Origin of the sequence: Moorena sp. SIO3B2 (genome assembly GCF_010692525.1) — a bacterium.
In the GTDB taxonomy this organism is placed as follows: Bacteria; Cyanobacteriota; Cyanobacteriia; order Cyanobacteriales; family Coleofasciculaceae; genus Moorena; species Moorena producens.
In genome coordinates this window covers 1-2,027 of the sequence record NZ_JAAHHE010000731.1, presented here as the reverse complement: position 1 = coordinate 2,027, position 2,027 = coordinate 1, and the positions used below count along the sequence as shown (strand labels likewise).

2 protein-coding genes are annotated in these 2,027 nt (G+C 44.3%); one reads left to right on the top strand and one right to left on the bottom strand.

Going from position 1 to position 2,027, the window contains the following annotated elements:
• Nucleotides 1-150: 150 nt before the first annotated feature.
• On the bottom strand, nt 151-1,395 hold the full coding sequence (locus F6K38_RS40395; protein ID WP_287360481.1) for an RNA-guided endonuclease InsQ/TnpB family protein: 1,245 nt from the start codon (nt 1,393-1,395) through the stop codon (nt 151-153).
• 273 nt (nt 1,396-1,668) lie between these two features.
• Between F6K38_RS40395 and F6K38_RS40390 the strand changes: the two genes are divergently transcribed.
• Nucleotides 1,669-1,809 carry a hypothetical protein gene (locus F6K38_RS40390; protein WP_154659808.1) on the top strand — a complete coding sequence of 47 codons (141 nt, stop codon included), beginning with the start codon at nt 1,669-1,671 and terminating at the stop codon, nt 1,807-1,809.
• The last annotated feature ends 218 nt before the right edge of the window (nt 1,810-2,027 follow it).

Sequence of the window (2,027 nt, the reverse complement as noted above, 5' to 3'; positions counted from 1 at the left end):
GAGTCGGGAGCGGTGCGACCCGTGGCGAATTTAATTCGACGACTGTAAGCGCACCGAGGGAGTCGGGAGTCGGGGGAGAAAGATTTTGTCTGGATATCGTAAGTTTGGGCAATTATCGGGATTTGATGTGACGTACTCCCACACTGACCTTTACAGGTTCAGTGTGGGCTTCTTGCCAACACCACCCAACGGTTCGGTTGCTCGGCAAGCTTTACTTCTGACGGGACGTCCCACCGCCAAATTCAATATATTCCTGGCCGCATTTACATCTCTGTCCTCGGTATATCCACAATGAGGACAAGAATGAATGCGGTCTTTTAGTTCTTTGGGCACTTTTTTGCCACAATTGGAACAGTTTTGACTGGTGTTCCGAGGATTTACTGCTTTCGTTCTCAAACCAGCATTTAAGGCCGTAGGCCACGCTACGCGAACGGCTTTGTTTGACAATATTGACAGGAATTGACCCCACCCAGCATCTAACACTGATTTAGCTAGCTTAGTCCTGGCTAGTCCTTTGATATTCAGCTTTTCATGAGCTATTAGATCGTGGTCAGCTAATAGCTCTTTTGCTGTCTTAAAATGAAAATCTTTTCTAGTATCTGCGACTTTTTTGTGAGCCTTTCCAAGTTTTAGTACAGCCTTTTTTCTGTTATTGCTACCTTTCTTGGAACGGCTCACAGTTTTCTGTATTTTCTTTAATCGCTTTTGGGCTTTACGATAGTACTGAGGAATTGGTACCTCTGACCCATCAGACTTGACCAAGAAGGACTTAAGTCCCATGTCTATCCCGATAGGGTTAGCCACATTTTCTAGTGGTAAGATTTCTGGAACTGTGTCATCTTGGATCGAAAGCGTGACGTAATAACCATCAGCCTTTCGAGTTATAGTAGCAGTCTTTACCTTGAAGCCTTCAGGGATAGGTCTGTGATAGATCATCTTAACTTTTCCAAACTTAGGAAGAGTTAAGGTGTTTCCATCTATAGGACTTTTGGACAAACAAGGGAAAGTGAAAGACTTATACCTGTTTTGGCCTTTGAATCTAGGTCTTCCGCTCTTCTTTCCGTTGCAGTCTCCTTTTAGGAATCGCTTAAAAGCTAAGTCAACACGCTTTACACAGTCTTGTAAAACTTGAGACTGAATATCAGCGTACCAAGGTCTATCCTTTTTTAATTGAGGAAGGGTTCGTTTCTGTGAAAAATAGTCTGGATTATCCCTTAATTCTGGGACATTACAAATAAGAGGACAAGAATTGATTGAGCAGCGGCTTTGCTCGTACCATCTAAATCTATCAGCCAGTAAGTAGTTGTACTGGTGTCGAAGCATATCTAGCCATTTTTCTACTTTCTGTGCCTGTTCTTTTGTTAGTCTTAGCCGGTACTGATACGCTGCTATCATCGTTGCTGCCTCCTGTTTTTCGACCTATACTTAGTATAGCGCAAGTATTTACAGGTGTCAACGCACAATGAAGGATAAAAATTTGATGATTAGATTGACTGATTTTGAAAAAAGGCAACTAAGACAGGAAGCCGATCGTAGAGGTATGACCAACTCTGAGTTGATAAGAAGCTTGATAGCTCGTTTCCCTGATCCGAAAGAGTCTGTGTAAAATTCATCCCACACCTATGCTACGCATTAGGATGTGGGGCTTCTTTTACCGGACAGCTAACTATGGGATTGGCCAAAGGCCAGGCTACGCGATTGGCCTTTGGCCACGCTACGCGATCGCATGGTTGTTTAACAGTTAGGCTTCCGCAACGGTTAGGTTTCCGCAACGGTTACTATAGTCGATGCGATCGCATAGTTGATTAAATCTCTAGACGTAAGCTATCAGTTATCAGCTATCAGCTATCAGCTATCAAATGTCGGCCTGTGGCCAAACTACTGTTGGCGCAGCGTGCGCGTAGCGCAATCAGTACTTTTGAATAAAATAAGCTGACGGCACCTCAAGTAGCGTGAGCTAAAAGCTGACCGCTGATAGCTGACCGCTGACCGCTGACCGCTGACCGCTGATAGCTGATAGCTTAGGT

What these genes read in the sequence shown, in the direction of transcription:
- F6K38_RS40395 (WP_287360481.1), bottom strand. Translation starts at nt 1,395, where the DNA reads ATGATAGCAGCGTATCAGTACCGGCTAAGACTAACAAAAGAACAGGCA.
- F6K38_RS40390 (WP_154659808.1), top strand. Translation starts at nt 1,669, where the DNA reads ATGGGATTGGCCAAAGGCCAGGCTACGCGATTGGCCTTTGGCCACGCT.